The 25,016-nt window shown below is 62.5% G+C and carries 18 protein-coding genes and 3 pseudogenes; 17 read left to right on the forward strand and 4 right to left on the reverse strand.

The window, feature by feature from the left end; all coding sequences use genetic code 11:
- The 6 genes and pseudogenes from XANALMUS060_RS22010 to XANALMUS060_RS11125 all read left to right on the forward strand — a co-directional run.
- Positions 1–3,783: pseudogene (locus XANALMUS060_RS22010) on the forward strand (hypothetical protein); the annotation flags it as partial.
- The gene (locus XANALMUS060_RS19840; protein ID WP_235430454.1) at positions 3,704–4,615 is read left to right on the forward strand and encodes an RHS repeat-associated core domain-containing protein; all 912 of its coding nucleotides are present in this window, start codon (positions 3,704–3,706) and stop codon (positions 4,613–4,615) included. The pseudogene XANALMUS060_RS22010 and the gene XANALMUS060_RS19840, both read left to right, overlap by 80 nt.
- On the forward strand, positions 4,612–4,917 hold the full coding sequence (locus tag XANALMUS060_RS19845) for a hypothetical protein (protein WP_152640477.1): 306 nt from the start codon (positions 4,612–4,614) through the stop codon (positions 4,915–4,917). Before XANALMUS060_RS19840 ends, XANALMUS060_RS19845 begins: the two co-directional genes overlap by 4 nt.
- 406 nt (positions 4,918–5,323) lie before the next feature.
- Positions 5,324–6,163 (forward strand): formate dehydrogenase accessory sulfurtransferase FdhD, encoded by an 840-nt coding sequence (gene fdhD / locus XANALMUS060_RS11115; protein WP_045738463.1) that lies wholly within the window; start codon positions 5,324–5,326, stop codon positions 6,161–6,163.
- Entirely contained in the window at positions 6,160–8,508 is a 2,349-nt protein-coding gene (locus XANALMUS060_RS11120) for an FdhF/YdeP family oxidoreductase (protein ID WP_045738464.1), read from the forward strand. Before fdhD ends, XANALMUS060_RS11120 begins: the two co-directional genes overlap by 4 nt.
- Complete coding sequence (locus XANALMUS060_RS11125; protein ID WP_045738516.1) at positions 8,498–8,773, forward strand: hypothetical protein; 276 nt, start codon at positions 8,498–8,500, stop codon at positions 8,771–8,773. Before XANALMUS060_RS11120 ends, XANALMUS060_RS11125 begins: the two co-directional genes overlap by 11 nt.
- A 109-nt stretch (positions 8,774–8,882) precedes the next feature.
- Here XANALMUS060_RS11125 and XANALMUS060_RS20550 read toward each other — a convergent pair whose 3' ends face one another.
- A complete protein-coding gene (locus XANALMUS060_RS20550) occupies positions 8,883–9,221 on the reverse strand; it encodes a hypothetical protein (protein WP_161795404.1) in 339 nt (112 codons plus the stop codon).
- A 105-nt stretch (positions 9,222–9,326) separates the two neighbouring features.
- Between XANALMUS060_RS20550 and XANALMUS060_RS11135 the strand changes: the two genes are divergently transcribed.
- The 4 genes and pseudogenes from XANALMUS060_RS11135 to XANALMUS060_RS11145 all read left to right on the forward strand — a co-directional run bounded on the left by XANALMUS060_RS11135 (position 9,327) and on the right by XANALMUS060_RS11145 (position 12,532).
- Entirely contained in the window at positions 9,327–10,376 is a 1,050-nt protein-coding gene (locus XANALMUS060_RS11135) for a CHASE domain-containing protein (RefSeq protein WP_235430458.1), read from the forward strand.
- Entirely contained in the window at positions 10,340–10,705 is a 366-nt protein-coding gene (locus XANALMUS060_RS11140) for a response regulator (RefSeq protein WP_045738467.1), read from the forward strand. The genes XANALMUS060_RS11135 and XANALMUS060_RS11140 overlap by 37 nt, the downstream gene beginning before the upstream one ends.
- A 3-nt stretch (positions 10,706–10,708) precedes the next feature.
- A pseudogene (locus XANALMUS060_RS23040) lies at positions 10,709–11,061 on the forward strand (diguanylate cyclase); the annotation flags it as partial.
- Between the two features lie 102 nt (positions 11,062–11,163).
- A pseudogene (locus tag XANALMUS060_RS11145) lies at positions 11,164–12,532 on the forward strand (MFS transporter).
- Here XANALMUS060_RS11145 and XANALMUS060_RS11150 read toward each other — a convergent pair.
- The 3 genes from XANALMUS060_RS11150 to XANALMUS060_RS11160 form a co-directional block, all read right to left on the reverse strand.
- Entirely contained in the window at positions 12,471–13,844 is a 1,374-nt protein-coding gene (locus XANALMUS060_RS11150) for a diguanylate cyclase (RefSeq protein WP_161795406.1), read from the reverse strand. The pseudogene XANALMUS060_RS11145 and the gene XANALMUS060_RS11150 overlap by 62 nt on opposite strands.
- A 331-nt stretch (positions 13,845–14,175) precedes the next feature.
- On the reverse strand, positions 14,176–15,474 hold the full coding sequence (locus XANALMUS060_RS11155; protein ID WP_152640484.1) for an FAD-binding oxidoreductase: 1,299 nt from the start codon (positions 15,472–15,474) through the stop codon (positions 14,176–14,178).
- 148 nt (positions 15,475–15,622) lie between these two features.
- On the reverse strand, positions 15,623–16,990 hold the full coding sequence (locus XANALMUS060_RS11160; RefSeq protein WP_045738470.1) for a glutamine synthetase family protein: 1,368 nt from the start codon (positions 16,988–16,990) through the stop codon (positions 15,623–15,625).
- Positions 16,991–17,230: 240 nt separating this feature from the next.
- Between XANALMUS060_RS11160 and XANALMUS060_RS11165 the strand changes: the two genes are divergently transcribed.
- The 7 genes from XANALMUS060_RS11165 (at position 17,231) to XANALMUS060_RS11195 (ending at position 24,991) form a co-directional block, all read left to right on the forward strand.
- Positions 17,231–17,989: a gamma-glutamyl-gamma-aminobutyrate hydrolase family protein gene (locus tag XANALMUS060_RS11165; protein WP_045738471.1), complete on the forward strand. Its 759-nt coding sequence runs from the start codon at positions 17,231–17,233 to the stop codon at positions 17,987–17,989.
- 4 nt (positions 17,990–17,993) lie between these two features.
- Positions 17,994–19,376: a glutamine synthetase family protein gene (locus XANALMUS060_RS11170; protein ID WP_045738472.1), complete on the forward strand. Its 1,383-nt coding sequence runs from the start codon at positions 17,994–17,996 to the stop codon at positions 19,374–19,376.
- Between the two features lie 276 nt (positions 19,377–19,652).
- Positions 19,653–20,786: a polyamine ABC transporter substrate-binding protein gene (locus XANALMUS060_RS11175; RefSeq protein ID WP_045738473.1), complete on the forward strand. Its 1,134-nt coding sequence runs from the start codon at positions 19,653–19,655 to the stop codon at positions 20,784–20,786.
- A gap of 368 nt (positions 20,787–21,154) precedes the next feature.
- Positions 21,155–22,303, forward strand: a complete 1,149-nt coding sequence (locus XANALMUS060_RS11180) for an ABC transporter ATP-binding protein (protein WP_045738517.1) — start codon at positions 21,155–21,157, stop codon at positions 22,301–22,303.
- Positions 22,304–22,353: 50 nt separating this feature from the next.
- On the forward strand, positions 22,354–23,265 hold the full coding sequence (locus XANALMUS060_RS11185) for an ABC transporter permease subunit (RefSeq protein WP_235430459.1): 912 nt from the start codon (positions 22,354–22,356) through the stop codon (positions 23,263–23,265).
- Positions 23,262–24,098: an ABC transporter permease subunit gene (locus XANALMUS060_RS11190; protein WP_045738475.1), complete on the forward strand. Its 837-nt coding sequence runs from the start codon at positions 23,262–23,264 to the stop codon at positions 24,096–24,098. Before XANALMUS060_RS11185 ends, XANALMUS060_RS11190 begins: the two co-directional genes overlap by 4 nt.
- Positions 24,099–24,298: 200 nt before the next feature.
- Positions 24,299–24,991: an ABC transporter permease subunit gene (locus tag XANALMUS060_RS11195; RefSeq protein WP_045738476.1), complete on the forward strand. Its 693-nt coding sequence runs from the start codon at positions 24,299–24,301 to the stop codon at positions 24,989–24,991.
- The last annotated feature ends 25 nt before the right edge of the window (positions 24,992–25,016 follow it).

The raw sequence follows: 25,016 nt of genomic DNA on the forward strand, positions 1-25,016 counted from the left end.
GGCAGCATGATGTATTTCAACCAGTATTCGCCTAACCGGCTGGAGTGGAGCCTCGACCACTTCGGCAACCGGGTGGACTACACCTACGACGCCGGCTTGGTCAGCCACATCGTCTCGGCCACGGGGCGTTCGCTGAGCATCGGCTACGACGGCAACAACCGCATCAAGACGCTGAGCGATCCGCTGGGCAACACCTGGTCCTATGCCTACAACGACGACGGCTACCTGTCGCAGGTGACTCGCCCGGACGGCAGCACGCGCAGTTATCACTACAAGATCCGCCAGGCCGCCGGGATCCGCGAAGGCGCCGACACGCTGCCCTATCAGGCGCGCTTGGAGTCCATCACCGACAGCAAACAGCAGCGTGTGCTGTTCAACGAGTTCGAGAGCGCCAATGGCACCTGGACGGGCAGGGTGGTCAAACAGACCCAGGCCGATGGCGGGGTGCTGACGATCAACTACGCGCACGTGGATGGCGGCACCACCGGGGTGCTGGTGACCAAGCCCGATGGCAGCCAGCGCCGGGTGGTGTTCGACCCGGTCAGTCACTACCCGAGTAGCGACACGCTGGCCTACGGCACGCCCCTGGCGCAGACCATCACCTACGCACGTACGGCCAGCGGCCAGACCACCGCGCGCACCGACGCCCTGGGCCGGCGTACCGAGTACACCTACGACAGCGCCGGACGCCAGCTCCAGATCACCCAACTGGCCGGCACCGCGCAGGCGCGCAGCACCACGCTCGCCTACAACGGCGATGGCGACCTGGCCGCGATCACTGATGCCCTGGGCCGCACCACCAGCTTCGGCTATACGAACCGCTGCCTGACCTCTGTGACCACGCCGCTGGGCCAGACCAGTACCGCCACTTGCAACGGTGTCGGGCAACGCCTGAGCGTGACCGACCCACTGGGCCACACCAGCAGCTTCACCTGGAGCAACGACGACCTGACCGCGATCACCGACGCGCTGGGCCGGCAGACGCAATTGCGCTACGACGCGCTGGGTCGCTTGATCGGCGTGCAGGACGCGCAGGGCAACGTCTCGCGTTTCGAATACGACGCACTGGGCCGACAGACCAAGGCGGTCGATCCGTTGGGCAACAGCGTGGCCACGGGCTTCGATAGCAACGGCAACGTATCGGCGATCCTGCTGCCGAACGGTGCGGGCGTCACCTATGCCTACGACGCACTCAACCGCCGCATCAGCCGCACCGACGCCCTTGGCCAGGCGGAGAGCTGGACCTACGACAGCATGGACCGTGTCGCCAGCCACACCGACCGACGCAACCGCACCACCAGCTACAGCTACGACGCGCTGGGCCGCCCAAGCAGCGCCGCGCTGCCCGGCGCAGGCGGCACCTTGACCGCCAGCTACGACGCCGGCAACCGGCTGATGGCGCTGTCCGACAGCCTGTCGGGCACGCTGAGCTGGAGCTACGACGGCTTCGACCAAGTGACCCAGGCCAACGGCCCGCAAGGCAGCATCGTGTACGGCTACGACGCGGTAGGCCGACGGACAAGCATGCAGCCCGCCACGCAGTCACCAGTGAAGTATGCCTATGATGACGGCGACCGCCTGACCAGCATTGCCCAGGGTAGCGACACGGTGAGCTTCGCCTACGACAACGCCAACCGCTTGAGCAGCAAGACGCTGCCGAATCAGGTACAGACGGTGTACGTGTACAACGACGCCAACCAGGTGACGGGGCTTGCCTGGGTCAGCCACATCGTCTCGGCCACGGGGCGTTCGCTGAGCATCGGCTACGACGGCAACAACCGCATCAAGACGCTGAGCGATCCGCTGGGCAACACCTGGTCCTATGCCTACAACGACGACGGCTACCTGTCGCAGGTGACTCGCCCGGACGGCAGCACGCGCAGTTATCACTACAAGATCCGCCAGGCCGCCGGGATCCGCGAAGGCGCCGACACGCTGCCCTATCAGGCGCGCTTGGAGTCCATCACCGACAGCAAACAGCAGCGTGTGCTGTTCAACGAGTTCGAGAGCGCCAATGGCACCTGGACGGGCAGGGTGGTCAAACAGACCCAGGCCGATGGCGGGGTGCTGACGATCAACTACGCGCACGTGGATGGCGGCACCACCGGGGTGCTGGTGACCAAGCCCGATGGCAGCCAGCGCCGGGTGGTGTTCGACCCGGTCAGTCACTACCCGAGTAGCGACACGCTGGCCTACGGCACGCCCCTGGCGCAGACCATCACCTACGCACGTACGGCCAGCGGCCAGACCACCGCGCGCACCGACGCCCTGGGCCGGCGTACCGAGTACACCTACGACAGCGCCGGACGCCAGCTCCAGATCACCCAACTGGCCGGCACCGCGCAGGCGCGCAGCACCACGCTCGCCTACAACGGCGATGGCGACCTGGCCGCGATCACTGATGCCCTGGGCCGCACCACCAGCTTCGGCTATACGAACCGCTGCCTGACCTCTGTGACCACGCCGCTGGGCCAGACCAGTACCGCCACTTGCAACGGTGTCGGGCAACGCCTGAGCGTGACCGACCCACTGGGCCACACCAGCAGCTTCACCTGGAGCAACGACGACCTGACCGCGATCACCGACGCGCTGGGCCGGCAGACGCAATTGCGCTACGACGCGCTGGGTCGCTTGATCGGCGTGCAGGACGCGCAGGGCAACGTCTCGCGTTTCGAATACGACGCACTGGGCCGACAGACCAAGGCGGTCGATCCGTTGGGCAACAGCGTGGCCACGGGCTTCGATAGCAACGGCAACGTATCGGCGATCCTGCTGCCGAACGGTGCGGGCGTCACCTATGCCTACGACGCACTCAACCGCCGCATCAGCCGCACCGACGCCCTTGGCCAGGCGGAGAGCTGGACCTACGACAGCATGGACCGTGTCGCCAGCCACACCGACCGACGCAACCGCACCACCAGCTACAGCTACGACGCGCTGGGCCGCCCAAGCAGCGCCGCGCTGCCCGGCGCAGGCGGCACCTTGACCGCCAGCTACGACGCCGGCAACCGGCTGATGGCGCTGTCCGACAGCCTGTCGGGCACGCTGAGCTGGAGCTACGACGGCTTCGACCAAGTGACCCAGGCCAACGGCCCGCAAGGCAGCATCGTGTACGGCTACGACGCGGTAGGCCGACGGACAAGCATGCAGCCCGCCACGCAGTCACCAGTGAAGTATGCCTATGATGACGGCGACCGCCTGACCAGCATTGCCCAGGGTAGCGACACGGTGAGCTTCGCCTACGACAACGCCAACCGCTTGAGCAGCAAGACGCTGCCGAATCAGGTACAGACGGTGTACGTGTACAACGACGCCAACCAGGTGACGGGGCTTGCCTGGGGCAAGGTGGGACAAGCAAACGGCGCTGGGCAGCCTGGGCTACGGTCACGACAGCCGGGGACAACTGGTGGCACAGACTGGCAGCTACGCCCCACAAGCGCTGCCGCCTGCCAGTACCAACAACAGCTTCGACGACAACAACCGTCAGACCCAGGCCAACGGCAACGCACGCAGCTACGACGCCGACGGCCACCTGCTCAGCGACGGCACCAGAACCTACACCTGGGACGACCGCGACCACCTGAGTCAGATCACGCAGGGTGGCATTGTCATCGCCAGCTACAGCTACGACGCGCTGGGCCGCCGCAGCGCCAGGACGGAGAATGGCACCACCACGCAATACCTGTACGACGGCGTAGACGCGGTGCAGGAGACGCAAGGAGCAAAGATCAACCCGATCCTGACCGGCCCGGGCATCGACGAACGCTATGCGCGCGACGATAACGGCGGACGCACCTACTTCCTGACCGACGCGTTGGGTAGCACGCGGCTATTGACCGACACGAATGGCAATGCGGTGCAGCGCTACGACTACGATCCGTATGGAGCGACCACACAGAGCAGCACGAGCTACAACAACCCGTATCAATACACCGGTCGCGAGCACGACCAGAGCGGGTTGTATTACTACCGTGCGCGGTATTACATGGCGGAGTTGGGGCGGTTTATTAGTGAGGATCCGCTGCAATTGGCTGCCGGTCCTAATAGTTACGCCTATGTTGGGAGTAATCCGATCTCCTTTATTGACCCCTATGGGCTAGAGGCGGTTATTGCACCTCCCATCCCTTATTTGCCGCCTTGGGTTGGCGAGATTGACGGCATTCTGAGCGCTGGCCCTGGTGGTGTTATTGTCGGAGCGTTGTGGCCATCTCCCATGGGTGCCCCATCATGTGAGATGGCCGGAAATTTTGCCGCGTGCATCAACGGGGCGTACAATAAGCCACCAAAAGACGCTGCTGATCCTAATGGTGCTAAAGCCCCAGGCAAGCCGGGTGATGCCGAAGGCTATTGCCCAAGCAAAAAAGGCGATCGCTGGGTTCAGAATCCAAATGGTTCCGGCAGTGGTTGGGAAGATGCGAACGGTGATGTTTGGGTACCTTCTGGGCCAGGTGGCGTTCAGAATCCAAATGGTTCCGGCAGTGGTTGGGAAGATGCGAACGGTGATGTTTGGGTACCTTCTGGGCCAGGTGGCAGTGCTCATGGTGGACCGCATTGGGATGTTCAAACACCTGGCGGCGGCTACATAAATGTTTACCCTGGAGGGCGGAGACGATGACTGATGATGTAATCGAACTCGAAGCACTTAGAGTCAGGTTCTATTCCGCAAATGACGAATCGGCGTTTTTTGACTGGGCGAAGAAAATCCCCTGCATCGAAAACTGCGAGGGCCATGGGCCAGTCATTTATTTGCGTGTCAGTGCAGGTGCAATCACTGAAAATTGCTTGCGCGAGCTGCTGTCATTATTTCGGCGTTATGAAATTTCCATGCAACAACTATCCGCATTCGACCAAGAGAGATTTTCAACTTGGTTCCGGGACAAACGCGCATATTGGTATGCATCGATCTTTGAGGTTTAGTAGGGCGGGTTCAAGCCCAACGTGATATCCGAAGTCCCGCCAAAATTCTCCTTCGTGTTCACACCGGTCAATCTGGTGCCGTTCCCGGTCGCGAGCAACTCCCCGACACTGACCACCGGCACGCGGGCCAATTTTTGGATCTACTACCCGTTCGAGGGCTGGCGGGTTTAGGGGCAGTGGGTGTGACCAGCGACGGCACGCACATCGCCCAAGATGTCCGCAGGCCGGCTGGTTGCAGGATGCGCCATGGCTGCCGCCCTGGATCCTTAATACGGGCCTTGCTTCGCCACCGTCACAGGTCTACAACATAGTGCTGAGGACCCTGTTGGGCGTAGCGCCGTCGTGCCGGTGTCCAGCTCGTCCGTATGAGCGGTGTTCTTGTTCGATTGATCGGTGGAGGCGTCCCGTGGAATCGCAGGCCTGTCCCAGACCGGGTGCCGTAGCGCGTGCGGTGTGTCGCCAACGCGATGGGCACATTGCGCAGGTCCATGACCTGGTGGCTGCTGAGGTGCCGGTGGCGTTCGTCTACAACGATGCGCCTTTCGTGGTGATGATGGCCACACCCGAAGATCTGCAGGATTTGGCTTTGGGGTTCTCGCTCAGCGAGGGCATCGTGGCAATGCCGGCGCAATTGCGCATTGTCGCCATCGAGACTCACTTGGAAGGCGTGTCGCTGCGTTTGCAGATTCCCCCGCAACACGCTGCCGCGCTGCAATCACGGCAGCGCAACCTGGATGGGCGCAGCGGTTGCGGTATCTGTGGCAATGCCGCGTTGGAGGCGGTGTTGCGTGCGCCAAAGCGGCTCTCTGCCACTCTCCCAATCGCGGCGTCGGCACTGGCGCGCGCGTTGCGCGAATTGCGCGAACAGCAGACGCTCAACGCGTTGACCGGCGCCACCCATGCCGCAGCGTGGGCCGACGCGCAGGGCCAGGTTCGTCTGATACGCGAGGACGTTGGTCGGCACAACGCTTTGGACAAGCTGATCGGGGCGTTGGCTGCTGCAGGCATCGATCCGGCCTGCGGTTTCGCTGTGATAACCAGCCGCGCCAGTTATGAGATGGCGCTGAAGGCCGCGCAAGCCGGTATCCCGTTGTTGGCCGCGATGTCCGCGCCGACGGCGCTGGCCATCGCGTTGGCCGATAGCGCCGGCCTGACTCTGATCGGCTTCGCCCGCGATCACGATTGCGTTGTCTATAGCCACCCGCAGCGGTTTGCTTTGTCCGAATATTCAGGAGAACCCGCATGAGCAAGAAGACCATCCAGGCTTACACGCAGCCGGCGGGTGGCTGGGGCGCGCTGCGCTCGGTTGCCAAGCATCTGTTGGAACAGGATGTGGCCGTGCAGGGTGCAAAAACCCTGCTGCATGCCAATCAGCCCGATGGGTTCGATTGTCCCGGCTGCGCTTGGCCTGACCGCGAACATACCTCGACCTTCGAATTCTGCGAGAACGGCGCCAAAGCCGTGGCCGCCGAATCCACCGCACGCCGTGCCAGTCCGGCGCTGTTCGCGCAGTACAGCGTCGCGCAGTTGGCCAAGTACAGTGACTATTGGCTGGAAGGCCAGGGTCGGCTGACCCATCCGTTGCGCTACGACAGCGTCAGCGACCACTACGTGCCAGTGGAATGGGATGCCGCGTTCGCGCTGATCGCGGAGCATCTCAATGGCCTGGCCTCGCCCGACGAAGCGATTTTCTATACCTCTGGGCGCACCAGTAATGAAACCGCGTTCTTGTACCAGTTGTTCGTGCGCCAGTTCGGCACCAACAATTTTCCCGACTGCTCGAACATGTGCCATGAGCCGTCGGGGACGGCGCTGGGGGCGCAGATCGGCGTCGGCAAGGGCACGGTGTCGTTACACGATTTCGAACTGGCCGATGCGATCTTCATCTTCGGCCAGAATCCCGGCACCAATCATCCGCGCATGCTCGGTGAACTGCGCCAGGCTGCCAAGCGTGGTGCCTCGATCGTCGCATTCAATCCGTTGCGCGAACGTGGGCTGGAGAAATTCGCCGATCCGCAGGACAAACTGGAGATGCTGTACAACGGCTCCACGCGGATTGCATCGGACTACTTTCAGTTGAAGATCGGTGGCGACCTGGCCGCGGTCAAGGGCATCATCAAGTACGTGCTCGAGCGCGATGCCGAGGCCGCGCGCGCGGGGCAGCCGCGGTTGCTGGACGTGGCGTTCATTACCCAGCACACCGCCAATTTCGATGCGTTTGCCGCCGAGGTGATCGCCGAGCCGTGGCACGTCATCGTCGAAGAATCCGGGTTGAGTGAAGTCGAACTGCGCCACGCCGGTGAGATCTACCTGAAATCGGAGCGGTTGATCGCCTGTTGGGGCATGGGCATCACCCAGCACAAGCATTCGGTGGCGACGATCCAGATGATCGTCAACCTGCTCCTGCTGCGCGGGCATCTGGGGCGTCCCGGTGCCGGCGTGTGTCCGGTCCGTGGTCACAGCAATGTGCAGGGCGATCGCACGATGATGATTTACGAAAAACCTCCGGTCGAGTTTCTGGATCGGCTGCAGACCGTGTTCGGTTTCGATCCGCCGCGCGCGCATGGCTACGACACGGTCGCGGCGATCGAAGCCATGGCCGCTGGACGCGGCAAGGTGTTCTTCGGCATGGGGGGGAACTTCGCCACCGCCACGCCCGATACCGAGGTCACTCATCGCGCATTACAACGCTGCGATCTGACGGTCCACGTGGCGACCAAGCTCAACCGCAGCCATCTGGTGCATGGCCGCGACGCGCTGATCCTGCCGTGTCTGGGGCGCACCGAGATCGACATCCAGGATGCCGGGCCGCAGCATGTCAGTGTCGAGGATTCGATGAGCATGGTGCACCTGTCGGCCGGGATCAATCCGCCGGCCTCGCCGCATCTGTTGTCGGAAGTAGCGATCGTGGCGCGTCTGGCCGAGGCCACCCTGGGCACGCGCAGTGCCATCCGCTGGCGCTGGTTGGCTGCCGACTACGATCGCATCCGCGATCTGATCGCACAGGTCTTCGACGACTTCGCCGATTTCAATGTGCGCGTCCGCGTACCGGGGGGCTTTTGCCTCTCCAATTCCGCCCGCGAGCGCGTGTGGGAGACGCCGGAGCGCCGCGCGGTGTTCAAGGTGCAGGCGGTGCCGACCGACCATCCGATCCACCGTGCGCGCCGCGCGCGTCCGGGGCAACCGGTGTTCACCCTGGCCACGACCCGCTCGCACGATCAGTACAACACCACGGTCTACGGCCTGGACGACCGCTATCGCGGTGTGTTCGGCGAGCGCCGGGTGGTGTTCATCCATGCCGCCGACATGGCCGAGTTGGGGTTGCAGGCCGGGGACTGGGTGGATCTGGAGAGCGTGTGCGAGGATGGCGTGCGCCGCCAAGCCAAGCGCTTCATGTTGGTCGCGTACAACATCCCGCGTGGTTGCCTGGCGGCCTACTATCCGGAGACCAACCCGCTGGTGCCGCTGTCCAGCTTCGCCGACGAGGCGCGCACGCCGACCTCCAAGTCGATTCCGGTGGTGGTGACGCCGCATGTGGCCGACCCGGTCGCCGCCGCGCCTCGCGATATCGGAATGGCGCTTGTCAGCTGATCTGCTGCTGACCGCGCGCGTGCTGCAGGTCTTGGCGCAAGCGCCGCAGGGGCTGCCGCTGCCACGTCTATGCAAGCGCCTGGATGTGCGCATGAGCGTGCTGCTGCGCACTCTCGCCTGGCTCGGTGAAGCAGCGCTGGACGGGCGTCCAGGGCCGGGATGGGTGCTGCTGTGTCGTCACGAGGCGCGCGAGTGGGCGCTGCTCACTGAGGCGGGGCGGGGGGAGGCTGCCGCACAAGCGCGGATGCAGGGCGCTGTGCCTTGAAACGCTGCCAATCAGCCTCGTGCGCTCGATCTTTCATGCCCGTGTGGGATTGATCAGCGCGGAACGATGGGTCGGGGCGGAGCGCTCGTCCAGGCCGGAAACGCTGTCATCACTGTGCTTGCTGCATATATTTTTTGATAAAATTCACGAAATTTTGAAGAATTTCATCAAGCTTTCCGTCATTGCGCCGATCACGCGCTGAGCAATAGCGCACGTTCCTCCGCCACACAAACGGGACATGACGCGATGCAATGGTGGCGGGGCGAGTGTCGGCCTGCCGGGGAACGGGCTCTGGGGAGTGCCGGACGATGCTGAAGCTGCGCGCCAATCGTTTGTCGTTGTACTTTGCGCTGACGATGCTGTTGGTGGGAATGGCGCTGAAGTCTGTCGTGGCGTTGCAATTCCAGCGCGACAACGCACAGCACGTGCAGGCCCAGTTGAACGTCAAGGCTCGTGCCACCTTCGGCCGTATCGAAGACGCGCTCTATCGCTCGAGCCACGCTTCCTCGCCGCCCAGCAGGCAACACGGCGACAGGATTTTCGTATTCGCACGCTGGCGCCGCATGCTGGCGACCGTTTCGTTATCGAATACATCGAGCCGAGTGGCAATAACGCTGCACAGATAGGGCTGGATATCGCTTCGGACCCTTCCTGTCGCGCGGCGGCTTGGGCGGCGGCGCTGAGCGGAGAGCCGCGCCTGAGTGGTCCGATACCCGTGGCGCAAGCCGGTGCACAAGGTGTGCAGGCGTTCCTGATGTTGTTGCCGGTGTACCGCAGTGGCCTTACCCCATCGACCGTGGCCTTGCGTCAGCGCGAATTGGTGGGCTGGACGTATGCGCCATTGCTGATGCCGCAGGTGATGCAGGCGCTTAAAGTCGATCCCAATCGGATCGAATTGGCCTTGAGCGATACCAATGCCGACGCTACGATGATTCCGTTCTATCGCAATGCGCCGTACGCTCCACTCGCGCAGGCACCGCGCGCATTCCTGGGGCGCACCGTGATGGGGCGGCACTGGCATATGCACATGGCCACTGGCGGGGATTTCGTCGTGGCCAACGCCCTATGGTCGGTAAGCTCTGCCATGATCACGGGAGTGTTGCTCAGTGCACTGGCCGCCGCGCTGGTATTCGCCCTTGGCAATAATCGTCTGCGACGCAAACAGGTTGCTCGCGATCATGCAAACCTGATCGCAGTCTTGCAAAGCTCCGCCGATGCCATCATCGGCCAGTCATTGGATGGCGTGGTGACCAGTTGGAACCGTGCCGCCGAACAGTTGTTCGGCTATACCGAGGCGCAAGCGGTCGGCCAGCGCTTGTGCGATTTGATCGTCTCGCCCGAGCTGATGGACGAGGAAGAGTCTGTGTTGGTGCGTATCGCGCGGGGCGAGCATGTACCGCATTTCGAGACCCTGCGTCGTCATGCCGATGGCCGTCTGTTGGATGTGCTGGTCAGCGCTTCGCCGATTTATGACGCGACCGGTTCTGGTTCGACCTTTCACTGGCGCTGGACGCGAACGACAGTGCGATTCCCATCAGCGGCCTGGGTTCTGCCCGCCATGTACTGGTGGTGGACGACAGCGCCTTGGTGCGCGAGTCGTTGATCGATGCGTTGAGTGCCTACGGTTGGGGCATGGCGGGCGTGGGCAGCGGCGAAGAGGCGATCGCGCAAGTAGTGCAGGCGCATGAACACGGCAAGCGCTTCGATGCTGTGCTGATGGACTGGCGTTTGCCGGGCATCGATGGCGTCGCCGCCGCGGCTGGGATACGAGCCGCCTGTGCCACGCCCCCAATGGTGTTGATGTTAACCGCCTACCAAAGCGATGTGTTCGGCGAGGCGCAGCGTCATGCCGAGGTACCGTTCGTGGATTACCTGGTCAAGTCGGTGACGTCGTGGCAGGTGGTGGAGACGCTGGAAAAGATAACGCTATAACGCTACGGTCACCCGTCTGGCGATGCGTGTTTGCGTCTACTCGCGCAGACCCTCGCCGGTTGTTTGCTGCGTCCATACGATCTCATCGCCCGTTATGGCGGAGAAGAGTTCGTTGCGTTGCTTCCCGAGAGCGACGCCGAGGGCGTGCGCGATGTGGCCCAGCGCATGTTGCAGCGGATCGCGCAATGGCAGCATCCGCATGCCGCATCGCCGCTTGGACCATGGCTGAGTATCAGTCTGGGGGGGCGGCGATGGTGCCTGGCATGGATGCGATGGGGGTGCCATTGCTGAAGTTGGCCGACGCGCAACTGTATCTGGCCAAGCAGGGAGGACGTGCGCGGGCCTGCGTGGTCTGAGTCGATCTCCAGGCGGTTGTCGTTGTTTTGTCGTTGCAAAAATTACGTGATCGTCGCGCGAATCTGCCAGAATCGGGATTGTGCTCTGTAGGCCGGTTGCCGATGTCCCATCTTCTTTCCGTACGTAACTCTCCACGTCGTGTGCTGTTGGCCAGTCTGGTCGGCACCACCATTGAGTTCTTCGACTTTTACATCTATGCCACCGCTGCGGTACTGGTGTTTCCAGCGCTATTTTTCCCCGATGGCGATCTCAATGCAGCGCGATTGCAGTCGTTGGCGACTTTTGCCGTGGCGTTCGTCGCGCGTCCGTTGGGGGCGGCGCTGTTCGGTCATTTTGGCGACCGGATTGGACGCAAGGCAACGCTGGTGGCCGCGCTGTTGACCATGGGGTTGTCGACGGTGCTGATCGGTCTGTTGCCGAGCCAGGCGCATATCGGTGTGTGGGCGCCGGTGTTGCTGGTGCTGTGCCGGTTCGGTCAGGGTCTGGGGCTGGGAGGTGAGTGGGGTGGGGCGGTGTTGCTGGCCACGGAGAATGCGTCTGGGGCTGGGAGGTGAGTGGGGTGGGGCGGTGTTGCTGGCCACGGAGAATGCACCGCCGGGCAAGCGTGCTTGGTACGGCATGTTTCCGCAGTTGGGCGCGCCGCTGGGTTTCATGTTGTGTTTCCGCAGTTGGGCGCGCCGCTGGGTTTCATGTTGTGCTTGCTCGGGTATTTTTTTGCTGCTGGGTGCGCTGCTGGACGAGACGCAGTTTATGCGCTGGGGCTGGCGGATCCCGTTTTTGGCGAGTGGGTTATTGGTCGGTACCGGGCTGTGGGTACGCCTGCGTATCCATGAGACACCGGATTTCCAGCGCACACTGGATCGCAATGAGGTGGTGCGCTTGCCCATGCTGAAGGTGCTGTCGCAGCATGTCGTGGCGATGCTCATGGGCATGTTGGCCTTGCTGGCGACCTTCGTCCTGTTCTACCTAATGACGGTGTTCACGCTTGGCTATGGCACCACGACGTTGCGCTACAGCCGTGAACAATTCCTGTTGTTGCAGATGCTCGCTATCGTGTGTTTCGCCGTTGCCATCCCGCTGTCGGCGTGGTTTGGTGATCGCTGCGGAACGCGTCTGGCGATGATCGTGGCCAGTTCCGCCGTCGTGCTGTTCGGTCTGCTGTTTGCGCCGTTGTTCCATGGCGGTCAGCCTTGGCACGTGCTGGGATTTCTGTCCCTGGGTTTTTTCTGTATTGGACTGAGTTACGGCTCATGCGGCACCTTGCTGGCCGAACTCTATCCGCCGCCGGTGCGCTATACCGGCGCGTCGTTGTCGTTCAGCCTGGCCGGTATTCTCGGTGCTGCGCCCGCGCCATCTGTGGCGTCATGGTTGGCCTCCAATTACGGCCTGCCCTGGGTCGGTTACTACATCAGTGTTGCGGCACTGATGACCTTGCTGACCTTGCTGGCAATGCCTCTACTGCGCCGTTGAACGCTTCTCCCTGTGGGGCGTGTTCGACTCGGTTGCGGCCACCGGCTTTGGCCAGGTAGAGGTATTTGTCGGCTTCTACCAGAAACGGATGCATCGCCTGGTTCTTAATCTTGCTGCTGCACACGCCGATGCTGATGGTAAGACGTAGCGTTTTTTCGCCGACACTCACCTGCAGCTCGGCGACGCGCGCGCGTAGGGTTTCGAAGTAATCGGTGGTGGCCGCCTCATCGAGACCGGGCACCAGCATGCAGAACTCTTCACCGCCAAAACGTGCGATCAGGTCTTGCGGTCGTGCGTGCGCGGTCAGCACCGAGGCGACCGCACGCAGCGCTTCGTCGCCGGCGTCGTGGCCGAGGGTGTCGTTGACGTGCTTGAAGTGATCCAGGTCGAGCATCGCCACGCTGACCGTTTGTTGACCGGTCAGGCATTGCGGCAACATGCGTTGGCTTTGCTCAAGGAAATGCCGGCGATTGGGCAGGCCGGTGAGGAAATCGCGAGTCGCCAGATCCTGCAGTGTGCCGATCAGTTCCAGTTGGTCCACGTTCTGCGATACCCGGCAGAAGAATTCTTCGCGCGAGAATGGTTTGCGCAGGAAGTCGTTGGCGCCGTTCTTGAGGAAACGCGGAACCAACGAGGCGTCGCTGGTGCCGGAGAGCCCAATGACCGCAAGCATGTCCCGCGCGCGCAGGGCGCGCAGCCTGCGGGTGAATTCCACACCCTCCATGCCTGGCATTTCTTGATCCACCACTGCCAGGCGGATTGCAGGATTCGCCTCCACTGCCTTCAGCCCGGCGGCACCGTCGGCTGCTTCCACGACCTGGTAGCCATACATCACCAGCAGGGAGGCCGCATAAGCCCGTGCCGACGCCGAATCGTCCACCACGAGCGCGGCGATGCGGCGATTGCGTACCAGCCGCTGCACCAACCAAGCCAGATAGTCGATGGTGCCTGGTGCGTTTTTCAGTACGAAATCGATGATCTGCTGGTTCAGGATGCGCTTGCGCAGCCCTTCGTCGTACACGCCGCTGACCACGACGGTCGGCACGCCGCGGGCGACGAAGAAGTCCACCACGCTGTCGTGGTTCCCATCTGCGAGCACCAGTCCGGTGAGCACCAAAAACCAGGGGCCGCCATCGTCCAGCGCGCTGCCCGCCTCGGCCAGCGTGGACACGACAGTGACCTGCAGCTCAACGCGTTGCTCGATGGCCGCGCGTAGCAGGTCGGTGAAGGAGCGCGAATTCTCTACCAACAAGATGCGCTGCTTCTCTAAACCGCTAACGCGATCATTTATAATGGTAGAGGCCGACAACATGTGCGGCATGTAAGCCTCGCAGAGTGACGTTTCTGTATGAAACTGATTTAACGGCTGCGTCTGCGACAACTTTAGAGCGCGTGATTGGTTTCGATAGACAGATCCACTGGGCGTCGGTGTTGCGGATGCGGCGTTGGCGCCAAGGCAAAATGCCTGCCCCAGCGCCGTGCTGTCGACGGCCAAGCGGGATAGGGCGCGTGTTGCGCGGCTTGCCAGGGCCTTTCAGCGCTGGAACAGGTCTTGCATGGATCCACTCTGGCTGCCTTCGCATTTACGTCACATCGGGTCGCATGTTCCAGGCCGCGATGGGGCTGCCTGCACCGCTTTGGTCTCACCACAGAGCGTCGCGTAGTTTGTACCAGGACATCGCCGCCGCCAGCAGCGGGGCACGCAACAGGCGGCCGCCCGGAAAAGGACGGTGCGGGATCCTTACGAACACATCCAGGCGCTGCGACTGCCCGGCGATCGCCAGGGCGATGGCCTCCCCGGCCAGGCCGGTCGTGGCGACGCCATGGCCGCAAAAACCCTGCGCGAAGTAGACGTTCGGGGTCAGCCGGCCCCAATGCGGGGCGCGGTTGCGGGTGATGTCGACATAGCCACCCCAGACGTCATCCAGTTCCACCGTGTTCAGTTGCGGGAACACCTTGCGCATGCGTTGGGTGATGAATCCGCGCAGGCCTGGCGGCGGCAGTGCCGAATAGCTTGCGCCGCCGCCGAACAGCAGGCGGTGGTCGCGGCTGAGGCGGAAGTAGTCCAGTGCCAGGTTTACGTCGGCTACGGCCATGTCATTGCCGATCAGCTCGGCTACGGCCATGTCATTGCCGATCAGCTCGTGCGCTAGTTCCGCGCCGAGCGGCGCGCTGGCACCGATGTAAGTGCCCACTGGCATGATGCGCGTTTCCAGTTCCGGGGCGATGCCTTGCAACCAGGCATTGCCGGCGAGGATGGCGAAATCGCCTTGGAGCTCGCCGTGTGCGCTACGCAAGATCGGTCGCGCGCCGCGGATCAGCGTGGTCACCGGGCTTTGCTCGTAGATGCGCACGCCAGCAGCCAGTGCCGCGCGTGCCAAGCCACGGGCATATTCCAGTGGATGCAGGTGACCACTGGCCGCATCGTACATCGCGCCACGATAACGCGCACTGCCTAGCTGCGCCTGCAGTTGCCCCCGGTCCCACCATTGCAGTGGATAATCGTAGCGTTGCGCCATCGCGAGGATGCCGGCGCGCAGTGTGCGCTCGTGGCGCGGCGTGATCGCCACGTGAGCATGGCCATCGCGCCAATCGCAGGCGATGGCATGGCGTTGGATCCGCCCGCGCAGCAGGCGCATGCCATCGCGAGAAAAATCGAACAGCAGGCGTGCATCATCCTGGCCGAGCAGGGTTTCCAGGGTGTGTTGCTCGCAGCCGTAGCCGACGATGGCCTGGCCGCCATTGCGTCCGGACGCGCCCCAGCCTATGCGCTGCGCTTCCATGACCGCGACCCGATACCCCGCCTCGGCCAGCGTCAGCGCCGCGCTTAGACCGGTGTAGCCGGCGCCGAGAATGCAGACGTCCGCTCGTACTTGCCCGCGCAGGGCGGGCTGTGCCGGCAGGGGCGTCGCGCTGTCGAGGTACCAGGAGCCTGGGCCCATGGACGGCTCGGTGCCTGGGGCACGGTGCAGCGGGGGCGGAGCGGTTCGGATCATGCTGGTTGACGGCGCATCAACGTCATCTCGATGGCGTTTCGAGCGATTGCTGTCTGATGCCTGCGTGTGCCCGCTTCTGGATCATTCCGGCTCTTCACACTGTCCGCAGGTACCAGCGATAGTCCACGTCGCTTACCTGCGTATGGAAATCCAGCATCTCGCGGCGCTTTTGCTGGCCGTAGATGTGGCGGAAGCGTGCACCGAAGCGTTCGCTGACGAAGTCGCTGGCCAGGAAACGCGCGATTGCGCCACGCCAGTGCGGGTGGCGTGGCGCGCTCTGCGCGTAGGCATTGCCTTGGGTCGGCGGTCCTGGATCGATGTGGTGCTGCAAGCCGTATTCGATGCCGGCCAGCACGGCGGCGGCGACCAGATAGGGATTTGCGTCGGCACCGGCGATGCGGTGTTCGATACGGGTGTTGGCCGGGTCGCTATGTGGTATCCGCATCGCCACGGTGCGATTGTTGAAGCCCCAGCTATCGTTGAGCGGCACGAAGGCATTGGCAACGAAGCGGCGATAGCTGTTCGCATGCGGGGCGAATAGCAGCAAGCAGTCGTCGGCGACGTGTTGCAGCCCTCCGATGGCGTGTCGCAGTGGCGCTGCCGGGGTCTGTGGTGTGCAGGCGAAGACATTGTGGCCGGCAGCATCGAGCAGGCTCACGTGCACATGCAGACCACTGCCGGATTGCCCTGCCAGCGGCTTGGCCATGAAGCTGGCGAGCAGCCCCTGTTGCTTTGCGATCTCCTTGATCGCGCGCTTGAGCAGGACCGCATCGTCGCAGGCCGCCAGCGCGTCGGCGCGATGGGTGAGGTTGATCTCGAATTGGCCGGGGGCGTATTCGGCGACCGCGGTGTCGGCCGGAATGCCCTGTGCCTGGCAGGCTTTTGCCACCGCGTCGATGAACTCGCGCTGCTCGTCCAGATCCTGCATCGAATAGACCTGGGTGCTGTCGTTGCGCCGCCCGCTGTGCGGTTGCAGTGGCGTCTGCGGGCGTCCGTGTGCGTCTGCGCATGGATCGAACAGGTAGAACTCCAGTTCCACTGCGATCACTGCAGTCAGCCCAAGCGCCTGCAATCGTGTCAGCACTTGCGCCAGAACCTGGCGCGGGGCGAAATCGAGTGCGTTGCCTGCGTCCTGCATCGCCAGCAGCACTTGCGCCGATGGCACTTGCGCCCATGGAATCGGCCGCAACGTGCCGGGTATCGGAAAGCACAATCGGTCCTCGTCGCCGATGGCGTAGCCCAGGCCGGTTTCTTCCACCGTGTTCCCGGTGATGTCGGTGGCGATCAGCGACATCGGCAGGCACACCCCGTTGCGATAGACCTTTTCCAGTGCCTGGCGAGTGATGCGTTTGCCGCGCAGCAGGCCGTTACAGTCGGGCAGTAGCAGGTCGATCTGCACGCAGCCGGTGATGTCTTGCAGGGTACGGGCATCGTCCGGGGGCAGCAGCGGAGTGTCGTGCATGTCGTCATCGCGGCGCACTGTGGTAACCCGATAAGCCTAACAGAGCGCCTTGGTGTCAAAAATACACAAAAGGTCGATATGTGTGGCTGGTCATGTGCCGCGTATCGCTGCGATGGGCCATCGTTATGGCATCTGCCGGCCTGGCGTGAGATGCGCGGGAGCCGCACGGGCCATTTTGTATCGTGTTGTAAAAATACAACGTGCGGGTTAACTTGCATCGACGCCACACGAGTTTTTCGCATGGCTGTATCGCCTCTGGTCGGCTTACCGACCGACTCCAAGCTTATTGATCAGCATTCCTTTCTGGCCTCCGGTGAGAAATATGCGCGCGCCGCCATCGACGGTGCGGGTGTGATTCCGGTACTGCTGCCTTTGCTGCAGCCGCCGATCGATCCATATGCGTGGTTGTCCCGGCTCGACGGTCTGTTGCTGACGGGGGCGGTCAGTAACATCGAGCCACATCATTACAGTGACGAGCCGAGCTGGCCTGGCAATCCGCATGATCCGGTACGGGATGCGAACATGCTGGACATCATCCCGCAGGCGATTTCCATGGGGCTGCCAATTTTGGCGATCTGCCGCGGTTTTCAGGAGGTCAACGTGGCGCTGGGTGGTACCTTGCACCAGCAAGTGCATGTGCAACCTGGGTTGTTGGATCACCGCGAAAACCCGCATGCACCGCTGGAGATGCAGTTCGCCTCGGCGCATGAGGTGACCTTCAGCGAAGGGGGCTGGTTGGAGGAGATCGCCGGTGGTGCGCGGGCGCGTGTGAATTCTCTGCATGGTCAAGGCGTGGCTCGGCTCGGCGGCGATCTGATTGTCGAGGCGCTGGCGCCAGATGGCTTGATCGAAGCGTTTCGCGGTGTCGGTCCAGGATTCCTGTTGGGCATGCAGTGGCACCCGGAATGGCGTGTCCTCGACGATGCGTTTTATCTGCGCATCTTCCAATTCTTCGGCGACGCGTGTCGCCACTATGCGGCCGGCCGCAGTAAGGACTAATCCCATGGCGAACGGTTCTCGCGCGCACAAGCACAGCTCCGAAAAACAGGAAAGTTCACTGCGGCGCTGGTTGAAGGAGCGCCACATCACCGAGGTGGAATGCCTGGTGCCGGACATCACTGGCAATGCGCGCGGTAAGATCATTCCCGCCGCCAAGTTTTCGCATGATTACGGTACGCGACTGCCCGAGGGCATTTTCGCCACCACGGTGACTGGCGATTATCCCGACGATTACGATGAACTGATCTCACCATCGGATTCGGACATGCAGTTGCGCCCGGATCCAGACACGGTACGCATGGTGCCCTGGGCCACGGATCCCACCGCGCAGGTCATCCATGATTGCTACACCAAGGAAGGCCTGCCGCACGAGCTCGCACCGCGCAACGTGTTGCGTGGCGTGCTCGCGGCATACGCGGAGATCGGTTGCAAGCCAGTGGTGGCGCCGGAGTTGGAATTCTTTCTGGTACAGAAAAACACCGACCCGGATTTCCCACTGTTACCGCCGGCTGGTCGCTCCGGTCGCCCGGAAACGGCGCGGCAGTCGTATTCGATCGACGCGGTCAACGAATTCGACCCGATCCTGGATCTGATGTACGACTACTGCGATGCGATGGAACTGGACGTGGATACCTTGATCCATGAATCCGGTGCGGCGCAGTTGGAAGTCAACTTCACCCACGACGATGCGTTGTCGCGGGCGGACCAGGTATTCCTGTTCAAACGCACCATGCGTGAGGCGGCATTGCGCCATGGTGTCTACGCCACGTTCCTGGCCAAGCCGATGGAGAACGAGCCGGGCAGTGCGATGCACATCCACCAGAGTCTGCTGGACAAACACGGCAAGAATGTCTTCAGTGGTCGTCGTGCCGGCGAGTACAGTCGTACCTTTGCGCATTATCTGGCAGGTCTGCAGAAGTACGTGCCGATGGCGATGGCGTTCCTGGCGCCCAATGTCAATTCCTACCGTCGTCTGATGTTCGGCGAGGTGTCGCCTAGCAATGTGCTGTGGGGATTCGATAACCGCACCTGTGGCCTGCGCGTGCCGATTGACACGGCTGAGAATATGCGTGTGGAAAGTCGTTTCGCAGGCTCCGATGCCAATCCATATCTGGCGATGGCGGCGACACTCGCCTGCGGGTTGCTGGGCATACGCGAGGCATTGGAGCCGACCGCTCCGACGACTGGCAGTGGTCAGGTAACCGGTTACCAACTACCACGTTCGCTCGGCGAGGCGCTGGATGGGTTGCAGCACTGTACGCCGCTGCAGGAATTGTTGGGGCCAAGATTCGTGCGGGCGTATATTTCGGTCAAGCGCAAGGAATACGAGACATTCTTCCGGGTCATCAGTTCGTGGGAGCGGGAGTTCTTGTTGTTGAATGTATGAGGCACTCAGCGCGGCCCGCATCGGCTAGCGCATGATCGGTGGTCGTCTTTCATCAATGGATCGATCATGAGCGCGACCGGCGTGTCCATTCCTCTGCCTCGTGACTTGCCGCATATCGAACGCATCTGCCACTATTGCACGCAAGGACGCCGCGCACGTGCTGGGCAAATCGCCTGAGTCTGGCGCGTTGTGCTGCGCTGAGATGCTATCGGTCTGTTGTGTGTCGCGCGCTGCCTGATGCTTCCCGATTTTTCCATGGACCCCAGGAGCCATGTCATGACGCCGCGGCGATGCATTCTTTGTTTGCTTTCCTTTTCGGTGACGTTGCTGGCCGCCTGCGATGGATCCGTCGGCGCCGATGGGCGCAATCCGGGTGTGGACGCAGCAAAGGTGCTGAACGTTTACAACTACTCGAACTACATCGCCGAGAGCACCATTCCCGATTTTGAAAAAAAGACCGGCATCGAAGTCACCTACGATGTGTTCGACAGCGACGAGATGGTGGAAGCCAAGCTGTTGGCCGGCGGCAGCGGCTACGATGTGGTGGTGCCGACGTTGAATTTCTTCGGCCGGCAAATCCAGGCTGGCCTGTTCCTGCCGTTGGACAAGCGCAAGATCCCCAATCTTGCCAACCTCGACCCGCAGATCATGCAGCGCATCGCGCAGCAGGACCCGGGCAACACCTATGGCGTGCCATACATGATCGGCACCACCGGCATCGGTTACAACGTGGACAAGGTCAAGGCGGCTTTCGGCAGCACCGACGTCGCCAATAGTTGGGATCTGGTATTCAAGCCCGATTACCTGGCCAGGCTAAAGGATTGTGGCGTGACCCTGTTGGATGCGCCCGCGGACCTGATTCCGATCGCGCTGCATTATCTGGGTGAGGATCCGCATACCACCGATGCGGCCAAGCTTGAGCAGGCCGCCGCGTTGCTCACACGCATCCGCCCGTATGTGCAGAACTTCAACTCCTCGCAGTATGTGACTTCTCTGGCCAACGGGAGTACCTGTCTGGTGGTGGGGTGGTCCGGTGACATCATCCAGGCGCGCGATCGCGCAGAGGAAGCCAAGAACGGCGTGCATCTGGCCTATTCGATTCCCAAGGAGGGCGCGCCGCAGTGGTTCGACATGCTCGCCATCCCCAAGGATGCCAAACATCCGGAGAACGCGTATGCCTTTATCAATGATCTGCTGACGCCGGCAGTGGCTGCGGCCAATACCAATTTCATCCATTACGCCAATCCGGTACCGAAGGCGACACCGCTGGTGAATCCGCAGATCCGTCACGATCCGACGATCTATCCACCGCCAGCGGTGGCGGCGAAGATGTTCACCTATGCGATCAACCCGCCCGAGGTGGACAAGCTGTACACCCGCTTGTGGACGCAGATCAAGACCGGCCGTTGAACGACAGGCCTCGGCGTCTTCAGTGGTTACGATCGTGCGCCACGCCAATGGTGCGGTGGATGGTGCGTCATGCACGCCCCGTCACGTTGCCATCTCCCGGGGTGATGCGAAGTCGTTGATCGACGCCCAGGAAGTGCGGTCCAGGCATCTGTGCTTTAAGAAGAGTGCACAGGCATGCAGGTTTGCCGTCGTGCGCCGTCATTGTCCTGGATCGGCGCAGGCGGGGGAGTGGGGATGTCGCTGTTGAAGTGAGCGCGCTGCTGCGGTATCGCGCAGATGGCAAGCGCGGCTACACTGTGCGTCAGTGTGCTGCGTTCGTCAGCAGCATCGGTGACGCATCTCGATGGCGTTTTCATGAGCAACAACCGATGGCGTTGAGCCAAGTCAGCCCCCACCCTCTGCCGGAGTCACCCACGCCGCCGACCACGGGCTGTGGTTATCTGTCCATTGCCGGTGTGTGCAAGGACTACGAGGGTGTCGTTGCGCTGGATACGATCGATCTGGAGATCGGCAAGGGCGAGATCTTCGCTTTGCTCGGCGGTTCCGGCAGCGGCAAGTCCACGTTGCTGCGCTGTCTGGGTGGGTTCGAACGACCTAGCCGTGGCCGCATCGTGCTCGACGGTCAGTCGTTGGATGACCTGCCGCCTTACCAGCGCCCGCTCAATATGATGTTTCAGTCCTATGCGCTGTTTCCGCATATGACGGTGGAGCAGAATATCGCCTTCGGTCTGAGGTTCGATGGCCTCTCGCGTACCGCCATCGTTGCCCGCGTCGGCGAGATGTTGGAGTTGGTACGGTTGCAGACCTTGGGCAAGCGCAAGCCGCACCAGCTCTCCGGTGGGCAGCAGCAGCGCGTGGCGCTGGCACGCGCACTGGCCAAGCGACCAAAGCTGTTGCTGCTGGACGAACCGATGGCGGCGCTGGACAAGCAACTGCGCGCACAAATGCAATTGGAGTTGCGCGCGATCATCCAGGCCTCTGCCGTCACCTGCGTGATGGTCACCCATGACCAGGAAGAGGCGATGACCATGGCCACGCGCATTGCGCTGATGGATGCGGGCGTTATCCGCCAGATCGGCACCCCGGACGCAATCTATGAGCAGCCGGCCAATCGCTTCGCCGCCGAGTTCATCGGCTCGGTCAACCTGATCGAGGCCAGCATCGACGCGGACGAACCAGATGGTACGCGCCTGCACAGCGCGATGTTCCCCGATCGCATCATCGTCGGCCATGGCCTGCCTGGTTGTGGCGGACAGTCGGTGTTTTTCGCGCTGCGTCCGGAGAAGCTGCGCATTGGCCAGCAGGCACCGGCCCAGACGCATAACAAGGCCCTTGGCGTGATCGAGGACATCACGTATTTCGGTAGCTATTCGGTCTACCACGTGCGCCTGCCGGTCGGCTTCACGCTGATGGTCAGCGTCACCAATCAGCAGCGTCATGCCAGCCAACGCCTGAGCCGGGGTGATACGGTTTGGCTGCGGTGGGACGAGCACGATGGCGTGGTGCTACGCGCATGAGCACGCCCGTCGCTGCGGGCGTGTCCGCCGCGTTGTCTGCGTCATGGCGGATGCTGCGCACGCGGCTGGGGCCGCGTCTGCCTGGCGCGCGCTGGGTGGTGATCGCTGCGCCATATCTGTGGATGCTGCTGTTTTTCGCGATCCCGTTTCTGATCGTGCTGCGTATCTCCTTCGCCGAGCAGGCGATCCGTAGTCCACCGTATAGCCCATTACTGCAGGACCGCGACGGCGTGCGGACCTTGGTCCTGACCTTGCAGAATTATCTGACGTTATTGCGTGATCATCAGTACATCCAGGCTTACTGGGGCTCGCTCAAGATCGCCGGGATCTCCACCTTTTTCACCCTGCTGATTGGTTATCCGTTGGCCTATGCGATCACGCGCCTGTCGCCGTCGGCGCGCAACATGGCGATGATGCTGGTGGTACTGCCATCGTGTATCTCGTTCCTGATACGTGTCTACGCCTGGATCGGCATGCTTGACAGCAACGGCCTGCTCAACCGCCTGTTGTTGGGGCTCGGGCTGATTGATGCGCCGTTGCACATCCTGTATACCCCGCTCGCCGCCTACATCGGCATCGTCTACTGCTATCTGCCGTTCATGGTGCTGCCGCTGTACGCGACCCTGATCAAGCGCGACCAGCGTCTGCTTGAGGCCGCCTACGACCTGGGGGCGCGGCCATGGCAGGCGTTCCTCTCTGTGACCCTGCCGATGTCGCGGCCTGGCATCATCGCCGGCTGCATGCTGGTGATGATTCCGGCGGTGGGCGAATTCGTCATTCCGGAAATGCTGGGCGGGCCGGACACGCTGATGATCGGCCGCGTGCTGTGGGAAACGTTCTTCAGTAATCGTGATTGGCCCATGGCGTCGGCGCTGGCGATCGCGCTGCTGGCGTTGCTCGTGCTGCCGATCCTGATGTTTCATCGTCAACAGCAACGCCAGCTCGACGGTGGCCCGGCATGAGGGGCACGTCCCTACTACGCAGAGGAACGGGGATTGCGCTGCACTGGGCCGTGCTCGGGGCCGGCTTTGCTTTTTTGTATCTGCCGATCCTGCTGCTGATGGCGTATTCGTTCAATGCCTCCAAGCTGGCGACGGTCTGGGCCGGGTTTTCCACGCGCTGGTATGGCGCGTTGCTGCATGACCGGCAGATCCTGCGCGCGGCGTGGATCAGCCTCAAGCTCGCGTTATCGACCGCGACCGCCTCACTGGTGCTCGGCACGCTTGCGGCGTTGGCGCTGACCCGTTTGCGGCGCTTTCCTGGTCAGCGCCTGTTCGCGGCGTTGGTGACCGCGCCGCTGGTGATGCCGGAGGTGATGATTGGTCTGTCGATCCTGCTGCTGCTGGTGTCGATCGGTGGGGTGATCGGTGTCGCGCCCAAGGGCGTCATTGCGATATGGGTCGCGCACGTCACCTTCACCCTGTCCTTCGTCACGGTGGTGGTGTCTTCGCGGCTGCAGGCATTGGACCGTGCGTTGGAGGAGGCGGCGATGGACCTGGGCGCCAATCGACTGGGTGTGTTCTGCCTGATTACCGTGCCGATCATCGCGCCGGCGTTGGTGGCCGGCTGGCTGCTGGCGTTCACCTTGTCGCTGGACGACGTGGTGGTTGCCAACTTTCTCGCCGGCCCGGACACGACCACCTTGCCGATGATCGTGTTCTCCTCGGTGCGGATGGGCCTGACGCCCAAGATCAACGCCCTGGCGACGCTGATGGTGTTGTTGGTATCGCTTGTCGCTTGCCTTGGCGGTTGGTGGATGGCGCGCAGCGGGAAGCGGGAAGCGGTGTCGGCGTGACATGCAACTGCCGCTGCGGTAGGCCGACTAGGACCTGTTTGACAGCCCCCATTTACAGATCCCGATCATGCGTCACAGGCGGTTGAGTCAGATTACATAATCCGGATGGCTCACCACATGAAATATCCGCACGCTGATTCATGATGAATGGTTGATTATCTTTGCCGTGACCAAATTTAGGGTAATAATAGACGGGATAGTTGACTTTTTCCACGCGCTGGTATGGCGCGTTGCTGCATGACCGGCAGATCCTGCGCGCGGCGTGGATCAGCCTCAAGCTCGCGTTATCGACCGCGACCGCCTCACTGGTGCTCGGCACGCTTGCGGCGTTGGCGCTGACCCGTTTGCGGCGCTTTCCTGGTCAGCGCCTGTTCGCGGCGTTGGTGACCGCGCCGCTGGTGATGCCGGAGGTGATGATTGGTCTGTCGATCCTGCTGCTGCTGGTGTCGATCGGTGGGGTGATCGGTGTCGCGCCCAAGGGCGTCATTGCGATATGGGTCGCGCACGTCACCTTCACCCTGTCCTTCGTCACGGTGGTGGTGTCTTCGCGGCTGCAGGCATTGGACCGTGCGTTGGAGGAGGCGGCGATGGACCTGGGCGCCAATCGACTGGGTGTGTTCTGCCTGATTACCGTGCCGATCATCGCGCCGGCGTTGGTGGCCGGCTGGCTGCTGGCGTTCACCTTGTCGCTGGACGACGTGGTGGTTGCCAACTTTCTCGCCGGCCCGGACACGACCACCTTGCCGATGATCGTGTTCTCCTCGGTGCGGATGGGCCTGACGCCCAAGATCAACGCCCTGGCGACGCTGATGGTGTTGTTGGTATCGCTTGTCGCTTGCCTTGGCGGTTGGTGGATGGCGCGCAGCGGGAAGCGGGAAGCGGTGTCGGCGTGACATGCAACTGCCGCTGCGGTAGGCC

The sequence above is a fragment of the Xanthomonas sp. MUS 060 genome, assembly GCF_000963215.1.
Lineage (GTDB): Bacteria > Pseudomonadota > Gammaproteobacteria > Xanthomonadales > Xanthomonadaceae > Xanthomonas_A.